This is a genomic window from Actinomycetospora lutea (genome assembly GCF_028737205.1).
Taxonomy (GTDB): domain Bacteria; phylum Actinomycetota; class Actinomycetes; order Mycobacteriales; family Pseudonocardiaceae; genus Actinomycetospora; species Actinomycetospora lutea.
In genome coordinates this window covers 43,044-64,838 of sequence record NZ_JAQZAL010000021.1, presented here as the reverse complement: position 1 = coordinate 64,838, position 21,795 = coordinate 43,044, and the positions used below count along the sequence as shown (strand labels likewise).

At 71.6% G+C, this 21,795-nt stretch carries 23 protein-coding genes and 1 tRNA gene; 7 read left to right on the top strand and 17 right to left on the bottom strand.

Annotated features, from left to right (window positions below; genetic code table 11):
* Window position 1 precedes the first annotated feature (1 nt).
* Together PHK61_RS21870 and PHK61_RS21865 are read right to left on the bottom strand one after the other, a co-directional pair.
* On the bottom strand, window positions 2-841 hold the full coding sequence (locus tag PHK61_RS21870) for a phosphoenolpyruvate hydrolase family protein (protein WP_274283134.1): 840 nt from the start codon (window positions 839-841) through the stop codon (window positions 2-4).
* Window positions 838-2,031: a Tm-1-like ATP-binding domain-containing protein gene (locus PHK61_RS21865; RefSeq protein WP_274283133.1), complete on the bottom strand. Its 1,194-nt coding sequence runs from the start codon at window positions 2,029-2,031 to the stop codon at window positions 838-840. The genes PHK61_RS21870 and PHK61_RS21865 overlap by 4 nt, the downstream gene beginning before the upstream one ends.
* 117 nt (window positions 2,032-2,148) lie before the next feature.
* On the opposite strand from PHK61_RS21865, the gene PHK61_RS32120 reads away from it, so the two are divergent.
* Window positions 2,149-2,367 (top strand): DLW-39 family protein, encoded by a 219-nt coding sequence (locus PHK61_RS32120; RefSeq protein WP_420791424.1) that lies wholly within the window; start codon window positions 2,149-2,151, stop codon window positions 2,365-2,367.
* Between the two features lie 5 nt (window positions 2,368-2,372).
* A tRNA-Ala gene (locus PHK61_RS21860) sits at window positions 2,373-2,445 on the top strand.
* A gap of 304 nt (window positions 2,446-2,749) precedes the next feature.
* Here the strand turns inward: PHK61_RS21860 and PHK61_RS21855 are convergent.
* Genes PHK61_RS21855 through PHK61_RS21805 form a run of 11 tightly spaced genes read right to left on the bottom strand, consistent with a single transcriptional unit; the run spans window position 2,750 to window position 14,394 of the window.
* Complete coding sequence (locus PHK61_RS21855; RefSeq protein WP_274283132.1) at window positions 2,750-3,166, bottom strand: PaaI family thioesterase; 417 nt, start codon at window positions 3,164-3,166, stop codon at window positions 2,750-2,752.
* The gene (locus PHK61_RS21850; RefSeq protein ID WP_274283186.1) at window positions 3,163-4,521 is read right to left on the bottom strand and encodes an NAD(P)/FAD-dependent oxidoreductase; all 1,359 of its coding nucleotides are present in this window, start codon (window positions 4,519-4,521) and stop codon (window positions 3,163-3,165) included. The genes PHK61_RS21855 and PHK61_RS21850 overlap by 4 nt, the downstream gene beginning before the upstream one ends.
* Before the next feature lie 51 nt (window positions 4,522-4,572).
* Complete coding sequence (locus PHK61_RS21845; RefSeq protein WP_274283131.1) at window positions 4,573-5,784, bottom strand: acetyl-CoA C-acetyltransferase; 1,212 nt, start codon at window positions 5,782-5,784, stop codon at window positions 4,573-4,575.
* Window positions 5,781-6,602 (bottom strand): enoyl-CoA hydratase/isomerase family protein, encoded by an 822-nt coding sequence (locus tag PHK61_RS21840; RefSeq protein ID WP_274283130.1) that lies wholly within the window; start codon window positions 6,600-6,602, stop codon window positions 5,781-5,783. The genes PHK61_RS21845 and PHK61_RS21840 overlap by 4 nt, the downstream gene beginning before the upstream one ends.
* Window positions 6,603-6,632: 30 nt before the next feature.
* Window positions 6,633-8,267 carry a class I adenylate-forming enzyme family protein gene (locus tag PHK61_RS21835; protein WP_274283129.1) on the bottom strand — a complete coding sequence of 545 codons (1,635 nt, stop codon included), beginning with the start codon at window positions 8,265-8,267 and terminating at the stop codon, window positions 6,633-6,635.
* A gap of 44 nt (window positions 8,268-8,311) precedes the next feature.
* Window positions 8,312-9,520 carry an acyl-CoA dehydrogenase family protein gene (locus PHK61_RS21830; protein ID WP_274283128.1) on the bottom strand — a complete coding sequence of 403 codons (1,209 nt, stop codon included), beginning with the start codon at window positions 9,518-9,520 and terminating at the stop codon, window positions 8,312-8,314.
* Complete coding sequence (locus PHK61_RS21825; protein WP_274283127.1) at window positions 9,517-10,437, bottom strand: 3-hydroxyacyl-CoA dehydrogenase family protein; 921 nt, start codon at window positions 10,435-10,437, stop codon at window positions 9,517-9,519. The genes PHK61_RS21830 and PHK61_RS21825 overlap by 4 nt, the downstream gene beginning before the upstream one ends.
* Before the next feature lie 5 nt (window positions 10,438-10,442).
* The gene (locus PHK61_RS21820) at window positions 10,443-11,219 is read right to left on the bottom strand and encodes an enoyl-CoA hydratase-related protein (RefSeq protein WP_274283126.1); all 777 of its coding nucleotides are present in this window, start codon (window positions 11,217-11,219) and stop codon (window positions 10,443-10,445) included.
* Entirely contained in the window at window positions 11,216-12,421 is a 1,206-nt protein-coding gene (locus tag PHK61_RS21815; RefSeq protein WP_274283125.1) for an acyl-CoA dehydrogenase family protein, read from the bottom strand. Before PHK61_RS21815 ends, PHK61_RS21820 begins: the two co-directional genes overlap by 4 nt.
* A 30-nt stretch (window positions 12,422-12,451) precedes the next feature.
* Window positions 12,452-13,198 carry an SDR family NAD(P)-dependent oxidoreductase gene (locus tag PHK61_RS21810; RefSeq protein ID WP_274283124.1) on the bottom strand — a complete coding sequence of 249 codons (747 nt, stop codon included), beginning with the start codon at window positions 13,196-13,198 and terminating at the stop codon, window positions 12,452-12,454.
* A gap of 35 nt (window positions 13,199-13,233) precedes the next feature.
* On the bottom strand, window positions 13,234-14,394 hold the full coding sequence (locus tag PHK61_RS21805; RefSeq protein WP_274283123.1) for an acyl-CoA dehydrogenase family protein: 1,161 nt from the start codon (window positions 14,392-14,394) through the stop codon (window positions 13,234-13,236).
* 127 nt (window positions 14,395-14,521) lie between these two features.
* Between PHK61_RS21805 and PHK61_RS21800 the strand changes: the two genes are divergently transcribed.
* Window positions 14,522-15,151, top strand: coding sequence for a TetR/AcrR family transcriptional regulator (locus PHK61_RS21800; RefSeq protein WP_274283122.1), 630 nt, complete (start codon window positions 14,522-14,524; stop codon window positions 15,149-15,151).
* A gap of 554 nt (window positions 15,152-15,705) precedes the next feature.
* Here the strand turns inward: PHK61_RS21800 and PHK61_RS21795 are convergent.
* On the bottom strand, window positions 15,706-16,320 hold the full coding sequence (locus tag PHK61_RS21795; protein WP_274283185.1) for a sensor histidine kinase: 615 nt from the start codon (window positions 16,318-16,320) through the stop codon (window positions 15,706-15,708).
* Between the two features lie 1,329 nt (window positions 16,321-17,649).
* Here PHK61_RS21795 and PHK61_RS21790 point away from each other — a divergent pair.
* Window positions 17,650-18,366 carry a UPF0158 family protein gene (locus PHK61_RS21790; RefSeq protein ID WP_274283121.1) on the top strand — a complete coding sequence of 239 codons (717 nt, stop codon included), beginning with the start codon at window positions 17,650-17,652 and terminating at the stop codon, window positions 18,364-18,366.
* Window positions 18,367-18,423: 57 nt separating this feature from the next.
* Here PHK61_RS21790 and PHK61_RS21785 read toward each other — a convergent pair whose 3' ends face one another.
* The 3 genes from PHK61_RS21785 to PHK61_RS21775 all read right to left on the bottom strand — a co-directional run bounded on the left by PHK61_RS21785 (window position 18,424) and on the right by PHK61_RS21775 (window position 20,058).
* Complete coding sequence (locus PHK61_RS21785) at window positions 18,424-19,164, bottom strand: transposase (protein WP_274283120.1); 741 nt, start codon at window positions 19,162-19,164, stop codon at window positions 18,424-18,426.
* Window positions 19,165-19,213: 49 nt separating this feature from the next.
* Window positions 19,214-19,495, bottom strand: a complete 282-nt coding sequence (locus tag PHK61_RS21780) for an IS110 family transposase (RefSeq protein WP_274283119.1) — start codon at window positions 19,493-19,495, stop codon at window positions 19,214-19,216.
* A 242-nt stretch (window positions 19,496-19,737) separates the two neighbouring features.
* The gene (locus PHK61_RS21775; protein WP_274283184.1) at window positions 19,738-20,058 is read right to left on the bottom strand and encodes a helix-turn-helix domain-containing protein; all 321 of its coding nucleotides are present in this window, start codon (window positions 20,056-20,058) and stop codon (window positions 19,738-19,740) included.
* A 198-nt stretch (window positions 20,059-20,256) separates the two neighbouring features.
* Between PHK61_RS21775 and PHK61_RS21770 the strand changes: the two genes are divergently transcribed.
* The 3 genes from PHK61_RS21770 to PHK61_RS21760 all read left to right on the top strand — a co-directional run bounded on the left by PHK61_RS21770 (window position 20,257) and on the right by PHK61_RS21760 (window position 21,753).
* Window positions 20,257-20,466 (top strand): hypothetical protein, encoded by a 210-nt coding sequence (locus tag PHK61_RS21770; RefSeq protein WP_274283118.1) that lies wholly within the window; start codon window positions 20,257-20,259, stop codon window positions 20,464-20,466.
* Window positions 20,467-21,242: 776 nt separating this feature from the next.
* Complete coding sequence (locus PHK61_RS21765) at window positions 21,243-21,590, top strand: DUF6325 family protein (RefSeq protein WP_274283183.1); 348 nt, start codon at window positions 21,243-21,245, stop codon at window positions 21,588-21,590.
* A 1-nt stretch (window position 21,591) separates the two neighbouring features.
* Complete coding sequence (locus tag PHK61_RS21760; protein WP_274283117.1) at window positions 21,592-21,753, top strand: hypothetical protein; 162 nt, start codon at window positions 21,592-21,594, stop codon at window positions 21,751-21,753.
* The last annotated feature ends 42 nt before the right edge of the window (window positions 21,754-21,795 follow it).

The following is a 21,795-nucleotide window of genomic DNA, read 5'->3' as shown; positions in this document are numbered from 1 at the left end:
GTCAGTCCTCCTGGGGGGTCGAGGGGCGGAGCGAGACGAACTCCCGGGTCGTGGCGGTGAGGGCCTGCTCGGTGGGCAGGCGCTCCATGCTGCTGGCGCCGTAGAAGCCGTGGCAGGCGCGCGTGCGCGAGAGGACGTACGCGGCGTCCTCGGGAGAGGACACCGGTCCACCGTGCACGAGCACGAGGACGTCGTCGCGCACCGAGCGCGCCGCCTCGGCCCATTCGTCGACGAGTGCGACACAGTCGGAGAGCGATTTCGCCGTCTGCGCCCCGATCGTCCCGCCGGTGGTCAGCCCCATGTGGCAGACGACGATGTCGGCGCCGGCCTCGGTCATCGCCCGGGCGTCCTCGACGGAGAACACATAGGGCGTCGTGAGGAGATCCTCCTCGTGCGCGGCGGCGATGAGTTCCACCTCACGGTCGAACCCCATCCCGGTCTCCTCGAGATTCACCCGGAAGGTGCCGTCGATGAGGCCGACGGTCGGAAAGTTCTGCACGCCCGCGAAGCCGAGCTCGCGCAGCTCGCGCAGGAAGCGGGGGCGGATGAGGAACGGATCGGTGCCGTTCACGCCGGCGAGGACCGGGGTGTGGCGCACGACCGGGATGACCTCGCGCGCCATCTCGACCACGATGTCGTTGGCGTTGCCGTACGCGAGCAATCCGGCGAGCGAACCGCGTCCGGCCATGCGGTACCGGCCGGAATTGTAGATGACGATGAGGTCGATCCCGCCCTCCTCCTCGCAGCGGGCGGACAGGCCGGTGCCGGCGCCACCCCCGACGATCGGCTCGCCACGGTCGACCTTGGCGCGCAGACGCTCCAGGATCTCGGCGCGGGTCACGGGCGTCCTCCGGTGATCTCCTCGAGCGCGGCGACGAGGGTCGCGGCGAACTCGGGGTCGTTGACGTGGTGCGGGCTCTCGACGACGCGGTGTCCCTCGTCGACGCGGACGTGCTCGCGCAGGGTGTCGAACAGTGCGGCGTCGGCCTCGGGGTCGGCGAAGGGCATGCCGGGCGCGTCGAGGGCCGAGACACCGCCGAGCGGCAGCACGAGGCGCACCGGGCCCGGGCAGGCGTTGAGCCGCTCGGCGAGGAACGCCGCGGCCGCGCGGTTCTCCTCGGGCGTCGTGCGCATGAGCGTCACCTGCGCGTTGTGCTCGTAGAGGGTCCGGCCGCGGAACTGCTCCGGGACGGTGTCGGGCGCCCCGAAGTTGACCATGTCGAGCGCCCCGACCGACCCGACCCACGGGACGCCGGCGCGGGCGATCGCTCCGAGGCGGTCCTCGGTGGCCGCCATGACCCCGCCGACGACGAGGTCGGCGATCTCGGTGGTGCTCACGTCGACGACGGCCTCCACGAGCCGGTCGTCGACGAGCTTCTCCATCGCGCGCCCGCCGGTGCCGGTCGCGTGGAAGACCAGGCAGTCCCACCGGTCGCTGACCGCCTCGGTGACCGCGGTGACGCACGGCGTCGTGACCCCGAACATCGTCAGACCGAGCGCCGGCTTGTCCTGCGCCGGCGGCGGCTCCGTGGCGATCATGCCGGCGAGCGCGTGCGCGGCGTTGCCGAGCACCCGCCGGCTGATCCGGTTGAGCCCGGCGACGTCGGTCACCGAGTACATGAGCGTGATGTCGACGGCGCCGACGTACGGGGCGACGTTGCCCGAGGCCACCGTCGACACCACGATCTTCGGCAGGCCCACCGGGAGGCGCTGCAGCGCCGGCGTCACGAGCGCGGTGCCGCCGGATCCGCCGAGCGCGAGCACCCCGGCGACGTCGTCGCGCTCCGGGAGCCAGCGCTCGAGCGCCGCGCTCATCGCGGTCACCGAGCTCCCGCGGTCGCCGGTGAACGCGGCGTCCCCCGCGACCTCGCGCGGGCCCACGTCCGCCGTGCCCGCGTCCGGGTCGCTGGTGCCGACGTCCACGGTCGTCACCGCGTGCCCCGCGTCCCGCAGGAGCCCGGCGACGTACCGCAGCTCCTCGCCCTTCGTGTCGAACGTGCCCACCACGTAGGCACGACCCGCCCCGGCCATCCGAGCTCCCGTCCACGACGCCGTCGTCTCGGGTGAGTCCTACCGCTCGGGGCGGGCACGGCGCGAGGCCGCCCGACGATCACCCGTTCCGAGCGAAGGGCACCTTCGCTCGGATAGATGGGCGAGGGGAGCCCGTCGCCGGCCGCTGCCGCTCGCGTGCGGCGGACGGGCGCGCGCGGACGCTGCGGTACCGTGGGCCGGGTCGTCGTGGAAAGGGGTGCGGTGAAGGCCCTCGTGTCTCTCGCCCTGGTCGCCGGGGCCGTGGTCCTCCTCCGGCGTCACCGGGAACAGCAACCCACGAAGGACGTCTGGCACGAGGCGACCACCTCGTCCTGACCCGCGGGGACGTAGCTCAATTGGCAGAGCACCGCCTTTGCAAGGCGGGGGTTGAGGGTTCGATTCCCTTCGTCTCCACCCACCATGACCTGGGCAAACGCTCTGACGGCGACGTCGCGTGAGGTCATTTCGGCTGTGGCGTGACGCGAAACGGAGCGCTACTCGGTGGCACGGCCAGCCCGAGCGAGCGAGTTCTGGTCGCCCGACCAGCACCTTCTTGATGCGCGACTGCTGTTGAGGGTGCGCTGCCCGGGACGCGCCCGTGACGCGAAATCGAAACGGTGCCGGGCGCCGGGATAGGTGGATGGAGCGCGGACACGAGGTCGGGCGGCCGTGGCCGTCCCGCGCAGCTGCTGTCCGGTCTGTGGATGGTGCAGGGTTGCTACGCGTCCTCGGGCAGGGGCAGGTTCTGCAGCCTCAGCTGTCCCCGGGCTACCAGCTTGCCGTCCCTGAGGCGGGTGATGGAGACCTGCCACAGCTGCTGGGTTCGGCCTTGGAAGATGGGCTCGGCGAGCACCTCGACCTCGTCGGCGGTGACGGGGCGGAGGAAGTCGGTGGTGTTGCTGGTCCCGACCGCGTACATGCCGCGGTCAACCACCGCGGCACACGCACCCTCGCTGGCCACCCCCTCCACGGCGATGGCGTAGATCCCTCCGTGGACGCGCCCGAACGGTTGGTGGTGCGCCTCGCCGAGGGTGAGCGTCGCCCGGACGCGCGAGCCGGAGCGCTCATGAAGTCGGTAGCCCATCGACGTGCGGATCTGCTCGACGATCGGTCCCGACGGCAGCGGTTCGATCATGGCCTGACCGTGCCCCTCTCCCGGCGCTCGGGACCGACCCCCGCGCGCTCGCGACGGCGCCTGATACCGGTCCGGGCCAACTGGTCGCGAGCGGTCTCCTCGGGGACCAGGCTCACGACGCTGATCAGCCGTTCCCGGCGGTTGCGGGCGATCATCGTCCACAGCCAGCGGCCGACCGCTTCGAACCGGTTGCCCCAGCCCACCAGGTAGGCCAGGTGCACCACGCCCCACACGAGGAAAGCCGGGCATCCCGTGAGCCGGATTCTGCCGACTTGGGCGACGGCGTGGGTCCGGCCGACGATCGCCATCGCCCCCTTGTCCCGGTACCGGAACGGCTCCGGAGTGGGGGCGCCGGCCAGGCGGGCGCCGATGACCTCGGCGACATAGCGGCCCTCCTGGATCGCGGGTTGTGCCACTCCGGGTACTCCGGGGAGGGAGACCATGTCACCGATGGCGAAGATCTCGGGGTGGCCGGGGACCGTGCAGTCCGGCGAGACGAGGAGGCGTCCGGCCCGGTCGGTCTCAGCTCCCGCGGCTTCGGCGAGTCGTTCGGCCAGGGGCGAGGCCTTCACGCCCGCCGCCCAGATGACCGTCTTTGCGGTGATCCGGTGGTGGCTCCCGGTGTCGTCGGCGATCTCGATGCCCTCGGCATCGATGGTCGTGACCGGCGCGGATGTCTGCACCTCGACGCCGAGCTCGTGCAGGTCTGCCCGGGCACGCTGTTGCAGCGGCCGGGCGAACGGACCGAGAACGGTGGGCGCCGCGTCGAGCAACAGGACCCTCGCGCTGGTGGTGTCGATGCTGCGGAACTCGGCCGGCAGGAGCCGGTGGGCGAGGATCCCGACCTGCCCGGCGAGCTCCACCCCGGTGGGGCCGGCGCCGACGATGGCGAAGGTGAGCCACGCCTCCCGCTCGGCGGGTGTGTCGGCCTGCTCGGCCATCTCGAAGGCACCCAGAACCCGGCTGCGCAGTCGGTTCGCGTCATCGAGGCTCTTCATGGCGAGCGTGTGTGCTTCCCACTCGTCGCGACCGAAGTAGGAGTGGGTCGCTCCTGCCGCGACGATCAGGGTGTCGTAGGGCACCTCGATGCCGTGGTCCGCGACACCGTGCACGACCCGTCGGTCGAGGTCGAATCCGTCGACCTGTGCCAGCTGGACGCACACGTTGGGCTTCTTCCGGAAGATGCTGCGCAGGGCCGGGGCGATCTGACCGGGGGAGAGGACACCGGTCCCCACCTGGTAGAGCAGCGGTTGGAAGAGGTGGTGGTTGGTGCGGTCGATGAGGGTGATGTCGACCGGGAGGTGGCTGAGGGCATGCGCGGCGCGCACGCCCCCGAACCCGCCACCGACGATCACGACCCGGTGTCGGTCTCCGGAGGGCGGCTGGGACACGATGTTCCTGCCTCCTCAGGTGACGCGCTCGAAGACGGCCGCGAGACCCTGCCCACCGCCGATGCACATCGTCTCCAGGCCATAGCGGGCGCTGCGGCGGTCCATCTCCCGGGCCAGGGTGGCGAGGATGCGCACACCGGTGGCCCCGACGGGGTGACCGAGCGAGATACCCGAGCCGTTGGGGTTGACCCGCTCGTCGGCAACCGGGTCGATGCCCCATTGCTGGGCCACGGCCAGCACCTGGGAGGCGAAGGCCTCGTTGAGCTCGATGACGTCGAGGTCCTCGAACCCGAGACCGGCGCGGTCGAGGGCGGCTGCGGTGGCGGGGACCGGCCCGATCCCCATGGTCCGGGGGCGGACGCCGGCCAGGCCCCACGAGACGAGCCGCACGAGGGGGCGCAGCCCCAGCTGTTCGGCGCGCTCGGAGGTGGTCACCAGGCAGGCGGCGGCGCCGTCGTTCTGGCCGCTGGCGTTGCCGGCGGTCACGGTGGCCCCCTCGTCGCTCCGCCCGAGGATCGGGCGCAGCGCGGCCAGCTTGTCGAGCGAGGTGTCGGGCCGGATGTGCTCATCGGCGTCGACCACGGTGTCCGACTTCCGCCCCCGCACCGTGACCGGCACCAGCTCGTCGGCGAAGCGCCCCTCCTTCTGGGCGGCCGCCGCCTTCTCGTGCGAGCGCACGGCGAGCCGGTCCTGGTCCTCCCGTGAGATGGCGCATTCGCGACGGACGTTCTCGGCGGTCTCGAGCATGCCGCCGGGTACCTCGTGGTGGCGCCCGCCCGCGGTCACCCGGCCCACGGACAGCGCGTCCTTGAGCTCGATGGTGCCCGCCTTGACACCCCATCGCGGCTGGTGCGAGTAGTGCGCGGCACCGGACATGCTCTCGGCACCGCCGGCGAGCACCAGGGACGCGCCGCCGGTCTGCACCGCCATCGCCGCGTAGAGCACGGCCTGCAGGCCGGAGCCGCAGCGCCGGTCGACCTGGATGCCGGGGACGTCGACGTCGAGTCCCGCGTCCAGCGCCGCCACGCGGCCGATGGCCGGGGCGTCCATGGTGGGGTAGCAGTGGCCGAAGACGACGTCGTCGACGTCCGTCGACGCGATCCCGGTGCGCGCGACGAGCTCGCGGACGACCGTCGAGGCCAGGTCCTGGACCGGGACGTCGCGCAGGCCGCCGGCGAAGGCGCCGACCGGGGTGCGGACGGGTTCGCAGATCACCGCGTCGGTCATGAGGGAACCCCTGAGGACTGCGGCGCGGCGGAGGGGAAGCGGGGTTCGCGCTTCTCGCGCAGTGCTGTGGCGCCCTCGACGACGTCGGGGCCCATGAAGCAGAGCATCTCGTAGGCCGCGGACGCGTCGAAGGTCGGTCCGGCGGTGCGCAGCCAGCTGTTGAGCGAGCGCTTGGTCAGCCGGATGGCCTGCTGGGCGCCGGTGGCCAGGGTCTGCGCGACCCGCCGTGACTCGTCGAGCACCTGGTCGCGCGGCAGCGCCTTGGCGACCATGCCGATCCGCTCGGCCTCGGCGCCGGTGAGCATCTCGCCGGTGAGCAGGTAGTAGCGGGCCTTGGCCATCCCGGCCAGCAGCGGCCAGATGATCGCGGCGTGGTCGCCGGCGGAGACGCCCAGCTTGACGTGGCCGTCGCCGAGCTTGGCGTCCTCGGCACAGATGGCGATGTCCGCGAGCAACGCGACTACGACGCCGGCGCCGACGGCGACCCCGTTGATCGCCGACACGATCGGCTTCTCGCAATTGATGATGTTGTAGACCAGGTCGCTCATCTCGGTGAGCATCTGGGAGACCCGCTCGTGGTCGCCGGCCAGGCGCTCGACCATGGCCAGGTCCCCGCCCGCGGAGAACGCCTTGCCCGCGCCGGTGATGACCGCGACGCGCGTCTCGGGGTCGCTGGCGACGTCGTTCCAGACCCGGGCGAGCTCGCCGTGGAGCTGCTCGTCGGTGGCGTTGTACTTGTCGGGGCGGTTGATGGTGATCAGCAGGACGCCGTTGTCCTGGCGCTCGAAGTCGAGCTGCTGGTAGTCGGAGAAGTTCATGGCAGTGCTCCTCTGGGGTCGTCGGATCGGTCAGGGGGTCTCGAACAGGCCCTGGGCGTCGTCCTCGACGGCCTGGGCCCGGGCGCGGTAGTGGACCTTCTTGCCGGTGGCGGTGAGCGGGAGCTCGTCGACGAACCGGTAGGCGCGGGGCCGCTTGTACGGGGCCAGCATCGGGTGCGCCCGGCAGTGCGCCTCGCAGTCGGCGGCCGTGAGGGACGGGTCGGTGCGGATGACGTAGGCGACGACGCGCTGTCCCCAGCGCTGGTCGGGAACGCCGATCACGAGGGAGTCGGTGATGCCCGGGTGCTCGTTGAGCGCTTCCTCGACCTGCACCGGGTGCACGTTCTCGCCCCCGGAGATGAGCATGTCGTCCTTGCGGCCGACGATCGTCACGTACTCCTCGGCGTCCCAGACGGCGAGGTCGCCGAGGTGGACCCAGCCGTCGTGGAACTTCTCCGCCTCCTGGGCCGGCGAGTTGACGTAGGCGTAGCCGGCCTTCGGGGACCGGACGATCACCTCGCCGACCTCCGTGCTGTCCTGGGCGACCCGCTCGTCGGGCCGACCCGGGCGGTCCTCGTGGACCTGGACGACGCGGACGTCGTCGTCGGTGGACGCGCGACCCGCGGCACCGGCGTGGTCGGGCAGGTCGACCGGGCGCAGGAAGGTGTTCCAGAACGTCTCGGTGGTGCCGTATCCGTTGAAGATGCGGGGCGTGAGCAGCTCCTGGTAGCGCAGGCACGCCTCGCGCTCGAGCGGGGCGCCCATGGTGACGATGCCGCGCAACGCGGAGAGGTCGCGGGGCCGGTCGGACTGGGCCCGGGCGAGTATCGCCAGGTTGGTCGGGGCACCGATGAGGTAGGTCAGCCCGTGCTCGGCGACCAGATCGAGGCAGCGCTCCGGATCGAACGCGCGCATCGGCACGACCTCGGCGCCCAGGTAGAACACAGGGTTGGGCCCGCCGGAGTACAGCCCGCCGCGGTGGAACCAGGGCGTCATGTTCAGCGTGCGGTCCTCGGGGGACAGCGGGAAGTGCATGATCACGTCATGGGCACTGAAGATCTCGACCATGCTGTTGAGCGGGACGCCCTTGGGCATGCCGGTGGTGCCGGAGGTGTAGAGCCGGGTGGTCTCGTCGTAGACCGTGCGCGTTGCTGCCGGCACGGGCTTGCCGGGCGTGACCAGCTCCTCGAACGGGATCACTCCCGGCAGGGGCGTGCCGGGACCGACCGCGGCGATCACCGCGGGACGGTGCCGGGCGCGCTCCAGTGCGGCCGCGACCATCTCCGAGAGCTCGGTGTCGTACACGAAGACGGTGGGTTGGCTGTCGTCGAGGACGTGCGCGGTCTCGCCGGCGGCGAGCCGGAAGTTGACCGGCGAGCCCACCGCGCCGCAGGCCTGGGTGGCCAGGTAGAGCTGGGCGAACTCGGGACCGTTGAAGAGCTGGTGGACGACGACGTCGCCGGGGCGCACGCCGGCTGCGGCCAGCCCGGCGGCCAGGGCGTCCACCCGGTGGCCCAGCTCGGCGTAGGTCCAGCGGTCGCCGGTCGCGGGGTCGGTCATCGCGACCCGGCCGGCGTAGCGGCGGGTGTTGCGGCGGAAGCCGGCGAGATAGGTGAACTCGCGCTCGAAGTAGTTCCGGTAGGCGGTCGGGTCGTAGGTGAACATCGCAGCGTCTCTTCGTCGAGGGTGGTCCGGGTGGCGCGGGCGGGTCAGGTGAAGGCGGAGATGCCGGTGAGGTCGCGGCCGACGATCAGGGACTGGATCGAGTCGGTGCCCTCGTAGGTGTGCACGACTTCCATGTCGGTGAGGTGCCGGGCGACGTGGTGCTCGATCAGCAGCCCGTTGCCGCCGAGGATGTCGCGGGCGTCGAGGCAGACCTGCCGGGCCTTGCGCGCGTGGTGCATCTTCGCCAGCGAAGCCATCGGTCCGGTGAGACGGCCCTGTTCGTGCAGGTCGGCCATGCGGAAGCAGTAGAGCTGCATCGCGGTGATCTCGGCGAGCATCTCGGCGAGCTTGTGCTGGACGAGCTGGAAGCTCGCGATCGGCTTGCCGAACTGCTGGCGTTCCCCCGCGTAGGCCAGCGCGATCTCGTAGGCGGCGATCGCGTGGCCCAGCGATTCCCAGGCGGCCCCGCCGCGGGTGGAGGTCAGGACCCGGGTGGCGTCGCGGAACGACCGGGCCTCGTCGAGCTTGTTCTCCACCGGCACCCGCACGCCACGCAACGTGATGTCGGGCTGCCACACGGCACGCTTGCCGATCTTGCCGGTGATGAGGTCGGCGGAGTAGCCGTCGGGATAACGCCCGTCGGCGTCCTTCCCCACCACGATGGCCTTGACCCGGCCGTCCTCGACGTCCCGGGCCCACACGACGACAACGTCGGCGAAGCTGGCGTTGCCGATCCAGCGCTTGGCGCCGTCGAGCACCCAATGGTCACCGTCGCGGCGGGCGGTGGTCTCGAGACGGACGGCGTCCGAGCCGTGCCCGGGCTCGGTCAGGGCGAACGCCCCGATCATGTCCAGGGCTGCCATGCCGGGCAGCCACCGCTGCTTCTGCTCCTCGCTGCCCAGCAGCGCGATCGAGCCCATCGCGAGCCCGGTCTGCACACCGAAGAAGGTGTTGACACTCCCGTCGCCGCGCGCCAGCTCCCGGGTCAGGACGCCGGCCGCGAGGCGGCTGAGCCCCGGGCAGCCGTAGCCGGAGATCGTCGACCCGACGAGCCCCAGCTGCGCGATCTTCGGCACCAGCTCGAACGGGAACTCGGCCCGGTCCCAGTAGTCATTGATGACCGGCAGCAGGTCGCGGTCGACGAACCCCCGCACGCGGTCGCGGACGTCGCGCGCCTCGTCGGTGAGCAGCTCGTCGAGCAGGTAGTAGTCGCTGGAGGAGATCTCCGGAGGGCCGGAGGTGATGGTCGTCATCGTGGGGTCCCGTCGTCCTCGCGGGGGTACTGGGTGCCGTCGTCGGCGTAGCTGTAGAAGCCCAGCCCGGTCTTGCGGCCCAGCTCGCCGCGCTCGACGAGCTCGGTGACCGTGCGGCTGGGCCGGTCGGCCGGGTCCTCGGTCTCGGCGTAGCGGGCGAGCTTGGCGCGGTACCCGATGTCGATCCCGGTGAGATCCATGAGCTCGAACGGGCCCATCGGGTAGCCCAGCGCGGTGCGGCAGGCCGTGTCGATGTCCTGGACCGATGCGACGCCCCGCTCGAGCAGGGAGACCGCCTCGTCGCGGGCCGCACCGAGGATGCGGTTGGCGACGAAGCCGGGGACCTCCTTGCGCAGCACCACCGGGTCCTTGCCGAGCCGGCGGGCGAGCGCGGTGGTCGTGGCCACGGTCGCGGCGGACGTCTCGGGCCCGCCGACGACCTCGACGCAGCGCATCACCAGCGCCGGGTTGAAGAAGTGCATGTTGGCGACGCGGTCGGGCCGGGCAGTGGCGTCGGCGATCCGCGACGAGGCGATGGCCGAGGAGTTGGTGGTCAGGATCGTGTGCGCCGGCGCGAGAGCGTCGAGCCGGGCGAACACCTCGCGCTTGACCTCGAGGTCCTCCGCGGCGGCCTCGATGACGAAGTCGGCGCGCCGCGCCGCCGCGTCGAGGTCGGTGGTGAAGCTCAGGCGCTCGAACGCCGCGGTCACCGCCTCCTCGTCGCGCCGGCCCCTGGCGACGTCGCGGTCGAGCCGACGGCGCAGCTCGGTCGCGGCGCGGTCGAACGCCCCGGCGTCGAGGTCGAAGGCGGTCGCCCGGTAGCCCGCGAGCGCGCAGGCCATGGCGATCTGCGAGCCCATCGCGCCGCAGCCGACGACGAGGACGTCGTGCACCCCAGGTGTGTCCTGGCTGCTCATCGTCGTCACCTCCCCCGGAAGTCAGGTGTGCGCTTCTCGAGGAACGCCGCGGCGCCCTCGCGCTTGTCGTCGGTGGTGTAGAGCAGCGACTGGGCGAGGCGTTCCACGACCTGCCCGGTGCGCTGGTCGGCGTCCATCCCGGTCCGGATGACGAGCTTGGCCAGCCGGACCGCCAGCGGGCCCTTGGCGAGGATGCGGTCGGTGACGGTGCGGGTCTCGGCGAGCAGGTTCTCCGGTGCGACCACAGAGGTGACGAGCCCGGCCTGCCGGGCCTCGTCGGCCTCGAGGAAACGGCCCGTCAGGATCAGCTCGATCGCCCGCCCGGTGCCGATGAGCCGGGCCAGCCGCTGCGTGCCGCCCGCTCCGGGCAGCACCGAGAGGTTGGTCTCGGGCAGGCCGAAGCGTGCGGTGTCCGCCGCGATCCGGATGTCGCAGGCCATCGCGAGCTCGCAGCCGCCGCCGAGGGCGAAGCCGTTGACCGCGGCGATGGTCGGCTTCTCGAACGCCTCGACGTCGTCGAAGAGCCGCTGCATCTCGGCGTCGAGTCCGGTCTGCGCCGTGTAGTGCTGCAGCTGGGTGATGTCGGCGCCGGCCACGAAGGCCCGCTCGCCCGCGCCCGTGACGGCGACGACCCCCACCTGGTCGTCGTCGGCGAGTGCGGCGAACGCTACCCGTAGGTCGGCCAGGACCTGGCGGTTGAGCGCGTTGCGCGCCTCGGGCCGGTCGACGGTGATCACGGCGAGTCGGTCGGCGACGTCGACGGTGATCGTCTCGTAGCTCATGGCTGGTGTCCCGCGCTGAACGCGGGGATGCCGGTGATGGCCGCGCCCATGATCAGGGTGTGCACCTCGTCGGTGCCCTCGTACGTCCGCACGCTCTCCAGGTTGTTGGCGTGGCGCAGCGGGGAGTGGTCGAGGGTGATGCCGTTACCGCCGAGCACCGTGCGCGCCTCCCGGCAGATGGCGATCGCCTCGCGCACGTTGTTCAGCTTGCCCAGCGAGATCTGCTGGGGACGCAGCGTGCCCGCGTCCTTGAGCCGGCCGGTCTGCAGCGCGACCAGGACGCCCTTCTGGATCTCCAGCACCATGTCGACGAGCTTCTGCTGGGTCAGCTGGAAGGCGGCGATCGGGACGCCGAACTGGCGACGCTCGAGGGCGTAGGCCAGCGCGTCCTCGTAGGCGTCGCGCGCCGCGCCCATGGCGCCCCACATGATCCCGTAGCGCGCCTCGTTGAGGCAGGAGAAGGGCCCGCGCAATCCTCGGGCGTCGGGGAGCACGGCGTCGGCGGGGAGCCGGACGTCGGTCAGCGTGATCTCGGCCTGGATCGAGGCGCGCATGCCGAGCTTGGGCTCGATCGCCGTGGCGGAGAATCCGGGCGTGTCGGTGGGGACCAGGAACCCCCTGATCGATGCTGCCCCCTCGCCAGCACCGTCGCCCTCGTTCGTCTTCGCCCAGATGACGGCGACGTCGGCGATCGTGGCGAGGCCGATCCAGCGCTTGGCTCCGTGGAGCACCCACCCGTCCTCGACGCGCTCGGCGTACGTCGTCATGCTGCTCGGGTCGCTGCCCGCGCCCGGCTCGGTGAGCCCGAAGCACCCGATGAGTTCCCCGGCGGCCATGCCGGGCAGCCAGCGCTGCTTGTGGTCCTCCGAGCCGAACTTGTGGATCGCGCTCATGGCCAGCGATCCCTGCACGCTGACGAAGGTGCGCAGCCCGGAGTCGCCGGCCTCGAGCTCCATGGCCGCGAGGCCGTACTCGACAGCGCTGCGGCCGGGGCAGCCGTACCCGCTCAGGTGCATGCCGAGCAGGCGTGCCTTGCCCATCTCCCGGGCGATCTCGCGGGAGAACTGGGCGTTCTCGTACCACTCGGCGATGTGGGGCTTGATGCGCTCCTGCACGAACGCGCGCACGCGGTCGCGGAGCTCGAGCTCGTCGGCCGAGAACAGGCCGTCGAGGTCGAGGTAGTCGTGGGCCAGATCCGTCATGGTCGGTCTTCCTCCTCGCTGCCGGGACGGTCAGCTCATGGACAGGCCGCCGCTGACCGACAGCGTCTGGCCCGTGATGTAGGCGGCCTCGTCGGAGGCGAGGAACGCGACGGCGTTGGCGAGATCGGCCGGCTGCGCGAGCCGGCGCAGCGGGATCGCCTTGATCAGGGCGTCGCGCAGCTTCGGGTTGCCCTCGACGACAGAGGCGAACAGGGCCGTGTCGGTCGGACCGGGGCACACGCAGTTGGCGTTGACCTGGTGGCGGGCCATCTCCCGCGCGGTGGTCTTGGTGAACGAGATGACCCCGCCCTTGGCCGCCGAGTACACCGCCTCACCCGCGGACCCGACCCGACCCGCGTCGGAGGCGAGGTTGACCACCGAACCCGAGCCCTGCCCCGCCATGATCGGGAGTACGGTCTTGGAGGTGTTCAGGACGCCGTAGAGGTTGATCTGGATGGCCCGGTCCCAGTCAGCGGGGTCGGAGTCGACGAACGGCCCCGCCTTGTCCCAGCCCGCGTTGTTGACCAGGACGTCGATCCGCCCGAACTGCTGGTGGGCCTGGGCGACCATCGCCTCCACCGACTCGCGGGAGGTGACGTCGGTGTGCAGCCCGACCGCGCCTCCACCCAGGGCGTCAGCGGTCTCCTTGGCCGTCGCTTCGTTGATGTCGGTGACGACGACCGTGGCGCCCTCGGAGGCGAGCTTCTCGGCGATACCTCGCCCGATGCCCTGTCCCGCCCCGGTGACGATCGCGATCTTGTCCTGCAGCTTGCCCATGGCTGTTCCTGGTCCTTCCTCGAGAGTTGTTGTCGTCACGGTGCGAGCTCGCGGCCCAGGTACTGCCGGGCGATGACGAGCTTCATGATCTGAGCGGTGCCGTCGCCGATCTGTAGCCCGAGCACGTCGCGCAGTCGCTGCTCGATGGGAAGCTCGGTGCGGTAGCCGTACTGGCCGTGTAGCAACAGGCACTGGTTGATGACGTCGTAGGCGGTCTTCGGGGCCCACCACTTGCTCATCGCGGCGTCCGCGGTGTGGGGCCGGCCGACGTCCTTGAGCCAGAGCGTCCGCAGGCACAGCAGCCGCGCCGCCGACAGCAGCGTCTCGGCCTCGGCCAGCGGGAACGCCACGCCCTGGTTCTTGCTCAGCGGACGGTCGAATGCGGTGCGCTCGCCCACGTAGCGCCACGTCTCGTCGACGGTCTGCTGCGCGCACCCGAGGCACTGCAGCCCGATGAGGGCGCGGCTGAAATCGAACCCCTGCATCACCTGGGTGAAGCCCCGGCCCTCCGCGCCCAGGAGGTGGTCGGCGGGGATGCGCACCCCGTCGAGGTGGGCCGCTCCCCGGCCGACCGCCGTGGTGCCCATGTCGGAGTACGGCTCACGGGAGACTCCGGGTGCGTCGAGCGGTACCAGGAAGGCGCTGATGTCCTTGCCCCGGGACTGTGATGGTCCGGTCCGGGCGAACACGACGACCGCCGCCGCCTCCCCGGCGAACGACAGGGACTTCACGCCGTCGAGCACCCAGTCGGCGTCCTCCCCGGAGCCGTCGCGGCGGGCCGTGAGCGCAGGCATGCCCGCGTCCGACCCCGCCTGCGGCTCGGTCAGCCCGATCCCGACGATCTCCTCTCCGGCGCAGATCCGCGGTACCCACGCCTGAGCGATCTCCGGCGTCGCGTTGCCGGCGAGGATCTGGCCGACCAGCGACCCGACGACCTGCAGGTAGGCGACGTTGATGTCGCCCCGGCCGATCTCCTCGGTGACCACGCCGGCGGTGAGCCGGTCCAGACCTCGGCCACCGAGCTCTGTCGGCAGCTCCGGCGCGATGAGGCCGAGCCGGCCGATCTCACGGCGGAGCTCGGGGTCGATGCGCCCGCTGCGCTCCCGCGCCTGGTAGCCGGGCAGCAGCTCCTTCTCGGCGATGCCGCGAGCACGGTCGCGGTACTCGCGCTGCGTCTCGGTGAGCTCGAAGTCCATGGGGTGCCCCCTTCGGTGTCTGATTGACGAAGGTGGCAAACTTTGACCCGAGAGTCAATAGGCTGGGTCAGGATTTGACTTGTAGGTCAATGATCGCGATACTGTGGGGCATGGACGAGGAGGGCCGATGAGCCGTCAGCCGGTGGAGGACGCCGCGCCGGTCGGCCGTGTCCAGCGCAAGCGGGGACGCCGGGTCCAGGAAATCCTCTCCACGGCCGCCGAGCTGTTCGGCGAGCGCGGGTACGACGCGGTGAGCCTCGACGACGTCGCCGAACGGCTCGACGTCACCAAGGGGTCGCTCTACTACTACTTCCCCGGCAAGGACGAGCTGGCCGTGGCGGCCATCGAGACGCTCGGCGCCGACTGGACCGGGCGGCTCGAGCGGCTGGCCGCGACCGTCGAGGGCCCGCCCCACGAGCGGCTGCGGGCCCTCATCCGTGAGCACGTCGCTATCGCCGTCGGCGAGTACCCGGCCGCGCTACGGCTCTTCCTCGTGCCGAGCACCTGGCCCGACGACCCGCGCGAGCGCATCAAGGAACTGCGCCGGCGGCACGACCAGGTGTTCCGCGGCGTCCTCGAGGAGGGCCTCGCCTCGGGGGAGTTCGCGGTCACCGGGGTGGAGACGACGCTGCAGTGCATGCACGCCGCGATGGCCCAGGCACCGCTATGGTGCGGCGGGCTGGAGAGCGACGCGCAGGAGCGTGCTCTCGACGAGCTCGCCGACACGCTCATGAAGCTCGTCGCCGCGGCGCAGTGAACGAGACGCGAGCCGAGGGTGGGTCTGACGTTGGCGGAGTGTCGAGCTCGTCCCCATCCTCGGCCACGTGACACGTCGCCTGACACGAAACGAGGGCCATCGACGATGACCCGGAGCACCGAGTGACGCCTCGCGAGGACGTCGTTGCTGGTAGAGGCCCTGGTCAACGCGGTCGGCCATCTTTGCTAGGCGGGGGTTGAGGGTTCGATTCCCTTCGTCTCCACCGCTTCTGACCTGCAAGAACGATCGCTCGTGCGATCACTGGCGTCAGGACGTGGCACGAACCACGGCGGTGCTCGGCGTCGACTGCGCATGGCCGCCAGGGTCGCCATCACAGGCCTACGGAGAGTTGTCTCGAGATCGGGTCTCTGCCCCTGCCGACAGAAGCTGTCGAGCCAGGTAGGGCGGAGCAAGGAGGTGTACCACCATTCTGCGGTAGGGCTCGCCGCACCTCCACCATGGAGATCCACCGGGGCGGGCGGCGGTCGTGGAGACAATGCGGATGACACGGGGAATGGACCGACGAGACCGGTCAGCCGCTCCCGCTCGCTGCCTCACGTGACGTCCGGGGAATCGCCTCGGCAGGCGCCGGACACTCCGTCGGTGGGAACGTCCCCGCGCACGACCGTGCCGGAACCGGGAGCTGACTCGATCCAGAGACGACCGCCGACATTGCCGAGGCGATCTTTCATGTTCGTCACCCCGGTCGAGGTCGGCGGTGGGTCGGGCGGGTCGAAGCCGATCCCGTCGTCGGTGACCTCGAGGCGCAGCAACGCTCCGTCGTCGACCACGCGCATTGTGACCGCAGACGCGCCCCGGGCGTGCTTGATGCTGTTCTGCAGAGCCTCGAGGCAGCAGAAGTAGACCGCGGTCTCCACCTCGAGCGGATACCGGCCGACCCCGACCGTGTCCACCGTCGTGTGGATGGGGCCCCGGCGGGCGGCGGCGGCCAAGGCCTCACCAAGACCGGCGTCGGCGAGGAGGCGAGGGAAGATCCCTGCCGCCAGGTTCCGGATCTCGTCGAGCACCCGATCGATGTCCTCGCCGAGCGCTCGGAGCTGTTCGCTTCCACCGGCCTGTTCCCGCTCGATCTGCTCGGCGGCGAGCTCCGGGTTGATCCGCAACAGCACGAGCTGCTGCTGGGCGCCGTCGTGGAGATCCCGCTCGATCCGTCGCCGCTCGGGCGGCAGCTGCCGCCGCCGTCCGCCCGCGAGCGGCCTCGACCTCGGCCAGCGACGACCTCAACGCGGCCGTGAGGCGCTGCTGCCGGAGGGCGGTGACCGCACACGCGCCCACCGCCCGGACGAGGACGTGCTGCTCGCGCAGGGCGGCGTCGTAGGCGATGGCGACGACCGGTGCGCGCTCGTGCGGTATCTGGACGACGCACCGGTCCGTGTCCCGGGTGGGCAGCGCTACCGGTCGATCCCGAGAGTCCGACCATCCTCGGTCGGGGCGCGGGTAGAAGAGCTCGATCGACTGATCGGAGAGCGCGTCGGCGATGAGATCCCGGAGCTCGTCGGGGGTAGCGGCCGCGTCCAGACCCAGCGTCACCCGCTGGAGACTGCGCGCCGCGTACAGGCGCGCCCAGAGCAGACCGGCGACGAAGCTCGCCGCGAACAACGGAATGCTCAGCAGGACGAGCCAGGCGCAGGACTGCAGAACCATCGGGTCGACCCCGGTACGCCGGGCCACGAGGTAGGCCGTGTACGCGCCGAAGTGCAGGATGGCGGCCGCCCGCACCGGGATCAGTGTGCGTCGCAGCAGCGGCGAAGCCCGGCGGATCCGGGCGGCCAACACACCGATGACCAGGACGAACAGGATGATCGCCGCCAGTTCGAGCGCCGATCTCAAGGCCGCTTGGACGATCCTCGGCTCCCGGCTCAGGACCAGGAAGGCATTGAGGGGGCAGCCGTCCCCGAGGCAGGTCGTCCAGACCGACGGCGTCGGGTAGCGCTCGAGGAACAGGGCGTTGGGCAGGAAGGCCGCACCGACGAGGCAGGCCGCACCGGCCACGAGCCATGCCGTGCTCGACACCGTCGCCCTGCTGGTGCTCACGGCGTTCCTGGTCGCGTCGGTCAGCCATCCTCAACATGGTCATCCAGTCCCTGGTCCAGCCCCGGTTCATCGGCGACTCCGTGGGGCCACCGTCACGACCACCGCCGCCGCCCCCAAGAGCGCCCTCCCGGTCACCGAGCCGGGCGCGGTCCTCGACCTCAGGTGGGCGTTGGTCGATCAGCTTCGACGGGACCACGTAGCGCACTCGGCGCCGGTCCGGGCGACGGCGGCGCGCTCGCGCAGCGGGCGCCCGGTGCGCAACCGCCTGGTCTGCGCGCGGCTCAGCCCGCCACGCCCGCCGTGGCAGAGCGCCTGGTAGACGCTTCTATGTGTTGTCAAGTCCGGTTCGATAGTGAGCGACGTTGCCGGGCGGGGGTCGGCGTCCAACCCGTGGCCGCGGGTGCTGCGTCGGGATCTTGTCGGCTGGCGCAGACTTGGCGTGCATGGACGCGGTGGAACCCAAGCGCGAGCTTCGCGGCGCGGTCTATCGAGGCGACGGGGCAGCGATCGTGGCCCGGTTGGGAGAACTCGAGCCCGCGGAGGGCCTACAGCTCGGCGGGGACGGGCTGCTCATCGCGCTGGGCCAGGAGGCCGAGGGCGCCGCGGAGATGGCCCAGCAGTGGATCGGCGCGCTGCGCGAACGCGGGTGGGACGGCGATTCCGAGCTGGCCGACCAGCTCGCCACGCGGCTCGGGACCGGCGCGACCCCGATGCTGCGACCACTGCCGGTGGATCTCGAGGAGCTCGCCGGCGTCCTCGAAGGCGACCCGGTCCTGGGCGGAGGCCGGCTCGACCTGCGCAGCGGCGAGGTCTGGGCGCAGCCCGCCATCGACTACGCCCGCGAGGTTGGTGAGGAGGACGACGGCGAGGGCGACGCGCCGTGGTGGCTGCCGGTCGAGTCCGAGGGCTCCCGGGCCGGCTACCGCGACATGCAGGAGTTCATCACCAGCGTGCCCGACGAAGAACAGCGCGACCGGCTGGCGATCGCCATCCAGGGCCGCGGCGCGTTCCGCCGCTTCAAAGACGTCCTCGCGCGATGGCCCGGCGAGCTCGAGCGTTGGTGGGCCTTCTGCGAGGAGCGCCAGCGGGGTAGGGCGCGGGCGTGGCTCGCCGACGCCGGGTATTGCGTGGCTGGGCGCTCCGAGCCGGTGTCGCGCTGAAGCCCCGTTCCCGGCGCTCGGCGACGCGAGGGCGGGCTCCACGGCCGAGCCCTTCGGTCAAGCGGGCGCCATCGGCGCAGGGGTCATCGCCGTGGTGAGGAAGCGGTGCAGCCAGCGGGCGATGTAGAGCTTGAGGCAGCGCCGGACCTCCTTGAGGTTCTTGCCCTCGGCGATACGGCGAGCGACGTAGGCCCGGGTGGCCGGGCAGTCGCGCATGCGGGTGTGGGCGATCGTGTGGATGGCGCGGTTGAGCGCGCGGCCGCCGCCGCGGTTGAGCCGATGCCGGGTGGTGCGACCGCTGCTGGCCTCGATCGGGCTCGTCCCCGCGAGCGCGGCGAACGCGGCCTCGTGACGGCACCGGCCGGGGTGGGAGAAGGACACGATCACTTGGGCGGCGCAGACCGGACCGATGCCCTTGTGGTCGGTCAGCCCGGGGGCGAGGTCATCGACGATGGCCGCGAGCTGGGCCCGGTTGGTCTTGAGCTCGCGGCGCTGCTCGCGCACCGCGACCGTCAGCCGCCGGATCTCGGCGTGACGCACGGCCTGGAGGCGGGAGGCGTCTCGGGGTTGGCGACGGCGTGCCAGCTGGTCGACGGTGCTCTCGGTGAGCGCGCCGCGCGCCAGGGCCCGATCGGTGTCGTCACCCTCGCTCAACAGGGCCTTTAACCGATTCATCCGTGCGGTGCCGGTGGTGGTCAGCTCGTCGCGGGCGCACAGCAGGGTGCGCAGGGCCTCCCGGTCGCCGTCGGCGCGCGGGATGGGCAGCTTCGCGGCGTCGAGCTCCAGTGCCCAGCGCACCGCCAGGTGCGCATCGATCGCGTCAGACTTGCCTCGTCCGCGGCGGGCGCTACGGGGGCTGCTCGCACTCGATCACGGTCAACCCCGCCTCGGTCAGCGCGCGAGCCAGCCCGACGCCGTAGCTTCGGGTGCCCTCAACCGCTACCACGACCTGTGGGCCGGGCGCGTGCTCAGCGATCCAGGCGACCGCCCGGGCGTAACCGCAGGTGTCGTTGCTGATCGACGACACCGCGATCATCACGCCGCTCGGGTGGGCGATCTCAAGCTCGTGGGTATCGCGATGGGTGTCGGCGCCGACCACGGCGTCGATCACCTCGGCCAACATCGGCATCGGCCGGTGCTCCCTTCCACGGGGACAGCGGTCAGATCGGCGCCAGCCTGGGGAGGGTCACCGAGCGGCACATCTGTGAGGAGTCACGCCCCATGAGGCGGACAAGCTTCTGATCAGGCCAGCCGATGGACCAGACCGGCGCCGGCAACGCCGACGGACGCGTCTACCAGAAGGCACGCCGCAGCGGCCAGATTGTCTCCGAGTCACACCGAAGTCACCGGCACCGACCCTGACGGCCCTCCCTACCGGAGCACCGCAGCGACACACTCACAGATCGTCTCGTGGCAGAGATGCCAGGCCACCAGCAGCGGCACGTGGCCCCAGCCAGCCGGCGATCTGCTCCGGGCTCGACTCCTGCTCGAGCTCGGCCTGCACCGCCGCGCGCAGTCCGGGGTGCTCAGCGGGGTCAGACGGGGCCGGCGTGCTCGTTCCTGAGCACGAGCACGAGCACGCGCCGGGTCGGCGTCGTAGTCGCGGTCATCGGGCGGGCGGCTGCGGCGTCGTTCGCGGCTCACCGTCGAGGCGTCGCGCCCGATCCTGCGGGCGATCTCGCGGACCCCCAGCTTCTGACCCGCTTCGGGTCGTTCGGCCCTGCGGCCGGACGGGCGGGACTGCGAGCGTGGCCGTCATGGACGGGAGCGGCAGGGCCGCAGGGCATCGGCGTCGGCACCGCGTACCGCGCGACATCCAGCGGCGCGGGGCGCGCACCGGACCGCACGGCGATCGGACGCGGTGTCATGAGCCGCGAGGAGGTGGGTGGGATGTTCGAGACCGCACTTCGTGAAGGGGTCGAGCGGGCCCAGGAGGGGCTGTGGCGAGCCCGTCGTGAGGGCCTCTCCCACGAGGAGCAGGCACACGCCGCCCGTCTCCTGGACCTGGTGGACCGTGCTCGCGTCAACGGGCTCGATCCCACGGGCTGGGTCGACCCGGACGTCATGGCCGCGGCGCGGGCCGCGGCGGGAGACACCTGAACGAGGTAGGGCCTCGGCCAATGAGGCGCAATTCAATGGTGTGATCGGATGATCCCCCGAGATGCGCGGCTGTTGCGCCTCGTGTTCGCGGGGGCCCTGGCGAGGTAGTCACCGGGCCTGGACCTCGTTGTTGTGGCGACGGTGCACCTGGTTCTCGGCCCTCACGCCGCCACGACCGGCGCAACGCCTCCCGAAGCCCTGGCCGACGGCTTCTCCGGAGCCTCCCTCGCCCTGGCGATCTTCTCGGCGTCGGGGATCGTGCTCACCGTGCGCGTCGCACGCCGCCTGGCCGAGCCCGGCTCGCTCGACCTCGTGGCCGCCACGGCCTCGACCACGATCACGCTTCCCGGTACCCCGCGAGGTGGACACCGCAGCGACCGACGGCGGCCCGGCGAGCACGACCGACCACCACCCCGCCCCCGACGTGCCCCACCCCTGGCGAGCGCCCTCCGAGCGTCACACCCGGCGGCGCCGCCCGCAGCCCCGAGCCAGACGAGGGGATCCGCGGCGACGTCTCGAGCCCGCCACCGGGCTCCATCGGGCTCCACCGAGGCCCGCTCGCGATGCCCGGTCCGACCGGGACGTTCGGCCCTGGGTCGGGTCGGGGGCGGCTGTCGGAATGTCGGGGCGGACACGCCCCGAAGCGGGCGGCGTGACCATGACGTGGAGGCCGATATGACAGAAGCCATGGATCAATTGGGGCCCGTCGACTGGGTGGTCGTGCAGTTCCCGGGTGACGATTTCGGTCAGGGGCAGATCGCCCCTACCTCAATGACCTGACCGACCGTGGACTGATCCGGGTCCTCGATCTGCTGTTCCTGCGCAAGGACGCGGAGGGCACGCTCGAGGCCGCCGAGATCTCCGACCTCGACGAGAGCGAGCTCGGGGAGTTCCGGGCCGCCGAGGCCGAGCTCGCGATGGTGCTCTCCGAGCAGGACGTCGAGGACCTGGGCGCGGCGATCGAGGCGGGGACTTCGGCGGCGGTGATGGTGTGGGAGAACCTCTGGGCCGCGCCGTTCGGAGCCGCGGTGCGCCGTAGCGGGGGGCAGCTCGTCGCCAGCGGCCGGATCCCCACCCAGGCGGTCCTGGCCGCCGTCGAGGCCGACGTCGCGGAAGGAGTCTGAGATGCCACTTGCAGCCCGACGCCGACGCCGGACCGCCGCCGCGGTCGGTGGCGCCATCGTGGTCGCCCACGGGATCAACCGCCGACGCGACCGGCGTGAGGACCGGCGCGAGGACCGGCGGGAGGACCGCCGCGACGATCGTCGCGACGACGACGACGACTGACGCATCTCGCATCCGTGGCCCGCATCGGGCGGGCCCAGAAAG